The sequence below is a fragment of the Oscillibacter sp. KLE 1728 genome (genome assembly GCF_934833455.1).
Lineage (GTDB): Bacteria > Bacillota > Clostridia > Oscillospirales > Oscillospiraceae > Oscillibacter > Oscillibacter welbionis.
Window position 1 is genome coordinate 1 of sequence record NZ_CAKVVF010000106.1, and the last position, 5,993, is coordinate 5,993.

The window sequence follows — 5,993 nt, forward strand, 5'->3', positions numbered from 1 at the left end:
GATGTATACCGCCCCCACCCTGCCCCCCGCGTCCGGCGCCCCTGTGCCGCCGGACACAATCAGCCCTTGACATTCCAAGGGTTTCAGGGGATAATGTACGTTGTTATTTTTTGTAATTTACCCGATATGGAGGTATTTGCATGGCATTGGATCAGAGCTTTTTCCAGGAGATGGAGGCCCGCATCCCCAAGGGGAAGGTCCGCACCCGGTTCGCCCCCTCTCCCACCGGCTATATGCACGTGGGCAATCTGCGGACGGCCCTGTACACCTGGCTCATCGCCCGGCACGCCGGCGGCACGTTCATCCTGCGGATCGAGGACACCGACCAGGGCCGCCTGGTGGAGGGCGCCACGGACGTAATTTACCGCACCATGGCGGAGTGCGGCCTGACCCATGACGAGGGCCCCGACGTAGGCGGCCCCGTGGGCCCCTATATCCAGTCGGAGCGCCGGGACCTGTATCAGCCCTACGCCCACCTGCTGGTGGAAAAGGGCGCCGCCTACTACTGCTTCTGCGAGAAGGCCGCATCCGAGGAGGACGCCGGTGACTTTGACCGCGCCGACGATCCCTGCCGGGATCTGTCCCCGGAGGAGGCCCGACAGCGTGTGGAGGCCGGCGAGCCCTATGTGATCCGCCAGCGGATCCCCCACGAGGGCACCACCACCTTCCACGACGTGTCCTTCGGCGACATCACCGTGGAGAACAAGACCCTGGACGACCAGGTGCTGCTGAAGCGGGACGGCCTGCCCACCTACAACTTCGCCAATGTGGTGGACGACCACCTGATGGGCATCACCCACGTGGTACGGGGCAGCGAGTACCTCAGCTCCGCCCCCAAGTACAATCTGCTGTACGAGGCCTTCGGCTGGGACATCCCCACCTACGTCCACTGCTCCCCCGTTATGCGGGACCAGCACAACAAGATGTCCAAGCGCCACGGGGACCCCTCCTACGAGGACCTGAAGGCCCAGGGCTATCTGACGGAGGCCATTTTGAACTATGTGGCTCTGCTGGGCTGGGCCCCCAAGGGCGAGCGCAGCGAGCAGGAGATCTTCTCCCTCAGCGAGCTGGTGGAGGCCTTCGATATCGCCGGTATCTCCAAGTCCCCCGCCATTTTTGACATCGACAAGCTCACGTACTTCAACGCCACGTATCTCCGCGCCATGGCGCCGGAGGACTTCGCCAAAGCGGCGGAGCCCTATATCCGTGAGGCCGTGAAGAACCCCGCCATTGATGTGTCCGCCGTGGCCGCCCTGCTCCAGGCCCGCTGTGAGAAGCTGACCGAGATCCCGGAGAAGGTGGATTTCTTCGACCAGCTGCCGGACTACGGCGTGGAGTGCTTCACCAACAAGAAATCCAAGACGAATCCCGAGGTCTCCCAGGCCATGCTGGAGGCCGCCATTCCCGCCCTGGAGGGCATCGGCGACTGGACGGCGGACGCAGTCCACGACACCCTGATCGCCCTGGCGGAACACCTGGGCGTGAAGAACGCCACCCTCATGTGGCCGGTGCGGATCGCCGCGGCCGGCAAGCTGGTGACCCCCGGCGGCGCCGTGGAGATCTGCCACATCCTTGGTAAGGATGAGACCCTGCGCCGCCTGCGGCTGGGCCTGGACAAGCTCCGGGCATGAGGCGGTTTCTGGCGGCCCAGTTCGCCCCGGTGCTCCGGGCCTGGCGGAACGGATATGAGGCCGAGGTCCGGCGCGCCGCCATCGCCTTTTTCCTGCTGGTCTTCCTGGCCTTCGGCGTGTGTCTGGCGGTGCCGGAGCTGCGGCTCGGCTTTTCCGCCTATCTCCAGCACCTGTTCCAGGGCATGGACCTGACGGACGGGGCCGGGAACCTCTCCCCGCTTCTGCTGCTGGCCAACAATCTGCGGGCCTGTGCCGTCACCATGCTCTATGGGCTGATCCCCTTTGTGCGTCTCCCGGCCCTGGCGCTGGGCGTGAACGCGGTGCTGCTGGGCGGCCTCGCCGCCTGCTATGCCGCCACGGACACCACCATGCTGCTGTATGCCGCCAGCCTGCTGCCCCACGGGATTTTCGAGCTGCCCGCCTTGATCCTGGCCTTTTCCATGGGGCTGTACATCTGCGGGCACCTGACCCGCCGCTGCCGCCGCGATCCGGCCGCCCTTCCTCTGGGCGCGTGCCTGGGGCTGGCGGCCCGGCTGCTGGTCTTCCTTCTGCTGCCGCTGCTGATCCTGGCGGCGCTGACGGAGGCCTACGTGACGCCCCTCGCCGCGGGGCTGTTCCTCTGAATCACAATCCACAGAAAGGATGCATTTCCGACTATGAGTAAAACCACCATCCCCTCCGGCTACCGGATGCCCCTCAGCAACAACGAGCTCCAGCGGGCCATCGAGCTGATCCACCAGGAGTTTCAGCACAGCCTTTGTGTGCGCCTGAACCTGCACCGGGTCTCCGCCCCCCTGTTCGTGGACGGCCGCACCGGCCTGAACGATGACCTGAACGGCGTGGAGCGCCCTGTCTCCTTTGACATCCCCGATGTGGGCACCGACGGCCAGGTGGTCCACTCCCTGGCCAAGTGGAAGCGCCTGGCCCTGAAGCGGTACGAGTTCCCCGAGGGAACGGGCCTCTACACCAACATGAACGCCATCCGGCGGGACGAGGAGGTGGACAACCTCCACTCCATCTATGTGGACCAGTGGGACTGGGAGAAGCATATCTCTCCCAAAGACCGGAACGTGCTGTACCTGAAGGAGACGGTGCGCGACATCGTGGGCGCCATCTGCGACACCTCCGCTGCCCTGCGCAACGCCTTCCCTGCCCTGACCTTCAAGCCGGACCGGGACGTGTACTTCATCACCACCCAGGAGCTGGAGGACCGCTATCCCGACCTGACGCCCAACGAGCGGGAGGTGGAGATCTGCCGCAAGCATCACACCGTGTTTCTGATGCAGATCGGCAAGACCCTGGCCTCCGGCAAGCGCCATGACGGCCGCGCTCCCGACTACGACGATTGGGAGCTGAACGGCGATATCCTCATGTGGAACCCCATTCTGGAGCGGAGCTTCGAGCTGTCCTCCATGGGCATCCGGGTGGACGCCGCGGCTCTGGACCGCCAGCTGACCGCCGCGAACTGCAACCAGCGCCGGGAGCTGCCCTTCCACAAGATGCTGCTGAACGGTCAGCTGCCCCAGTCCATCGGCGGCGGCATTGGCCAGTCCCGGCTGTGCATGTTGCTGATCGGCACCTGCCACATTGGCGAGGTTCAGGTGAGCCTGTGGGATGCTGACACCATGAAAACATGTGAAGATGCTGGTATCACACTGTTGTAAAGTAAATTTACCATACAGAAAAGCCGCCCGCCGCAGATCACGGCGGGCGGTTTTTTCCGCTCCTTTCGGGCCTTTGAAACGGAAAATGCCCCCACCGGAACTCCGGCAGGGGTATTTTCTCATCCTCTCAATGGAGCAGCTCGTCGGCAATGGCGTCCGCCAAGGACTCCAGCCCCCGGCGCTGGGCCTCCTTGACAGAGGACTTCAGCGTCACGGTCCCCTCCATCACCCGCATCTCTTTCATCTCCTCCAGGAGCTTGGTCATCAGCATCCCGGAGCGGGCGGCCCAGGTGCCGTTCTCGATCAGGGCCACGGAACGGCCCCGGAGACCGTGGCAGGCCAGATCCCGCAGGAAGTTCTCCATAGGGGTGTAGATCTCCCCGTTATATGTAGCGGAAGCCAGCACCAGATGGCTGCACCGGAAGGCCTCGCTGACAAGGTAGGACACGTCCGTATGGGACACGTCGTACAGGGAGATGTTCTTTACGCCCCTCTCTGCCAAGCGGGCGGCCAGGATCTCCGCGGCGTTCTCCGTGTGGCCGTAGATGGAGCCGCAGAAGATGGCCACGCCCCGATCTTCGGGGGTGTAGGTGCTCCAGCGCTGGTATTTCTCCAGGAACCACTCCAGATTCTCCCGCCAGATGGGACCGTGGAGGGGACAGATCATCTGGATCTCCATCCCGGCGGCCCGCTTCAGCAGGGACTGGACCTGGGCACCGTACTTGCCCACGATGTTGGTGTAGTAGCGGCGGGCATCGTCCAGCCAGTCCCGCTCAAAGTCCACCTGATCGGCAAAGATGTTGCCGTTCAGGGCGCCGAAGGTGCCGAAGGCGTCGGCGGAGAACAGCACCTTGTCGGCGGCGTCATAGGTCACCATCACCTCCGGCCAGTGGACCATGGGGGCCATCAGGAAGGTGAAGGTGTGGCGGCCGGTGCAGAGGGTATCCCCCTCCTTCACCACCACAGCCCGGTTGGAGATATCACAGTCAAAAAACTGGCTGACCATGGGGACAGTCTTGGCGTTGGCCACCACCTGGGCGCCCGGCCAGCGGCGCAGCTGCTCGCCCAGGGTGGCGCAGTGGTCAGGCTCCATGTGATTCACCACCACATAGTCCAGGGGCCGGCCGGCCAGGGCAAACTCCAGGTTCTCGAAGAACCGCTCCCCCACGGCCTTGTCCACCGTGTCCAGCAGGACGGTCTTCTCATCCAGCACCAGATAGGCGTTATAGCTGACGCCCCGGGGAATGGGAAACACATTCTCAAACTTCGCCAGCTGCCGGTCAGAGCCTCCCAGCCAGTACAGGTCCTCGTGGATGTTTGTCACGCAATGCATAGTTGCTTTTCTTCCTTTCTAACGCGTTAAACGCAGCAAAGCGGTGTAGCGTTATTATCCTACACCGCTTTGCGTATTTCGTCAAGCCTCCCGGAACCGCTCCAGCACTTCCGCGTCCCGCTGCCGCTGTTCCTCGATGGACTGCTGCAGCAGCATATCCTTCACCTTCATCAAACGGGTGGTGGTGGCCCGGTCGTTCTCGTCCAGCTTCATGGTGATATACCGGATGGCGTCCTGGGTGTTGGGGATCACCACGTACTCCAGAGCGTTCACCCGGCGGCGGGTCTTTTCGATCTCCTCCGCCATCAACTGGGCGGATTTCTCCACTTCCGCCAGCTTCAGCATCTTCCGGAACACCTTTCCCAGGGCGTCCACGGCCGTGTCCAGCTCGCCGGAGGTGGCCGCGAACCCGTAAGGGTAGATGTCCGCGTCAGACCGGGTCTGCGTCTGGAAATCATACACCGGCACGTTAACCGACATGATATTTTTGGTGGTCTGCGTCAGCTTCACACTCTGCTTGGGGTCCAGCAGCGCCTGTTCCAGCGCCTGGGAACTCATGAGCGCGGAGGCCACGGTGAAGGCGCCGTGGACTGTCATCAGCTCCTCCTCCACCTCCTGCCGCAGAGCGCGGACCTCCCGCACCGTGTCCAGAAACTGCTTCATCAGCTCGTCGCGCTTGTCTTTCAGCAGCTTGTGGCCCCGCTGGGCAGTGCGGAGCTTGCCCTTCAGGCGGGTGAGCTCCATCCGGGTGGGGTTGACCGTGATATTGGGCATCTGTCAATCGCCTTCTTTCCATCCTGGCCTGGGAGCCCGCGGTCAGCGGCCCGGCGCCTCCGCGCCGCAGCAGACGCGTGGCAAATCCTCATCATGGGCCGCAGCCAAGAGAGGGCGGCCGCCAAAATCCCGGGGTCCCCGGAAGGGGCTCACAGCTCCTTCTTGGGCCAGTACTTTTCGATATACTCCGGCTTGATCCGCTTCAGCTCGCTCTTGGGCAGGATACTCAGCAGCTCCCAGCCCAGATCCAGCGTCTCCTGGATGGAACGGTTCTCCTCGTAGCCCTGGTTCACATACCGCTTCTCAAACTCGTCGGCGAATTTGGCGTACAGCAGGTCCGTGGGCGTCAGAGCCGCCTCGCCCAGAATGGACATCAATTCCTTGTTGTCCTTGCCGGTGGAGTAGGCCGCGAACAGCTGGTTCATGGTGCCGGAGTGGTCTTCCCGGGTCTTGCCCTCGCCGATGCCCTTGTCCTTCAGACGGCTCAGAGACGGCAGCACGTCCACCGGCGGGTGGATGCCCTTGCGGTACAGCTCCCGGCTGAGGATGATCTGCCCCTCGGTGATATAACCGGTCAGGTCGGGGATCGGG

Annotated in this window: 6 protein-coding genes; 3 read left to right on the forward strand and 3 right to left on the reverse strand. The window is 63.4% G+C overall.

Annotated features, from left to right (window positions below; translation table 11 throughout):
* Window positions 1–140: 140 nt before the first annotated feature.
* The 3 genes from gltX to asnA are packed head-to-tail and all read left to right on the forward strand — an operon-like array spanning window position 141 to window position 3,295.
* A complete protein-coding gene (gltX, locus tag QVE23_RS10020; RefSeq protein ID WP_119310928.1) occupies window positions 141–1,631 on the forward strand; it encodes a glutamate--tRNA ligase in 1,491 nt (496 codons plus the stop codon).
* Window positions 1,628–2,254 carry a stage II sporulation protein M gene (locus QVE23_RS10025; protein WP_021751469.1) on the forward strand — a complete coding sequence of 209 codons (627 nt, stop codon included), beginning with the start codon at window positions 1,628–1,630 and terminating at the stop codon, window positions 2,252–2,254. Before gltX ends, QVE23_RS10025 begins: the two co-directional genes overlap by 4 nt.
* 33 nt (window positions 2,255–2,287) lie before the next feature.
* Window positions 2,288–3,295, forward strand: coding sequence for an aspartate--ammonia ligase (gene asnA / locus QVE23_RS10030; RefSeq protein WP_021751470.1), 1,008 nt, complete (start codon window positions 2,288–2,290; stop codon window positions 3,293–3,295).
* A 127-nt stretch (window positions 3,296–3,422) separates the two neighbouring features.
* Here the strand turns inward: asnA and QVE23_RS10035 are convergent, their stop codons facing one another.
* The 3 genes from QVE23_RS10035 to QVE23_RS10045 all read right to left on the reverse strand — a co-directional run.
* Window positions 3,423–4,628, reverse strand: a complete 1,206-nt coding sequence (locus tag QVE23_RS10035; protein ID WP_287968125.1) for an FprA family A-type flavoprotein — start codon at window positions 4,626–4,628, stop codon at window positions 3,423–3,425.
* An 81-nt stretch (window positions 4,629–4,709) separates the two neighbouring features.
* Window positions 4,710–5,402: a V-type ATP synthase subunit D gene (locus QVE23_RS10040; protein WP_021751472.1), complete on the reverse strand. Its 693-nt coding sequence runs from the start codon at window positions 5,400–5,402 to the stop codon at window positions 4,710–4,712.
* A gap of 149 nt (window positions 5,403–5,551) precedes the next feature.
* On the reverse strand, window positions 5,552–5,993 hold a 442-nt coding region (locus tag QVE23_RS10045; protein WP_502919091.1), incomplete at its 5' end, for an ATP synthase beta subunit C-terminal domain-containing protein.